The organism is Bacillus cereus group sp. N11 (assembly GCF_016483605.1).
GTDB lineage: Bacteria > Bacillota > Bacilli > Bacillales > Bacillaceae_G > Bacillus_A > Bacillus_A toyonensis.
Window position 1 is genome coordinate 1 of sequence record NZ_JAEHBN010000124.1, and the last position, 230, is coordinate 230.

Consider the following 230-nt stretch of genomic DNA (forward strand, 5'->3'; position numbering starts at 1 on the left):
AGTTTAACATTTGCTGTATTACGGTCTTTTACAACTCGGTATAAGATATATTCTAACTTAGCTTTCCCACCTACATAATCATCAAATCTATCTAATGCAACATACTCATCTGATTTATTCTCTTTAAACTTAAACGGCCCTGATCCTACAGGCTGGAAGTTTTTCTTACTGTTCGCTTAGTCTGCTTCACGTTCAAATACATGGTTCGGAATTGGGAAGGAGTCATTCAG

1 pseudogene is annotated in these 230 nt (G+C 36.5%); it reads right to left on the bottom strand.

Annotated elements, in window-relative coordinates:
• Nucleotides 1–230: pseudogene (locus JDS98_RS29965) on the bottom strand (ABC transporter substrate-binding protein); the annotation flags it as partial.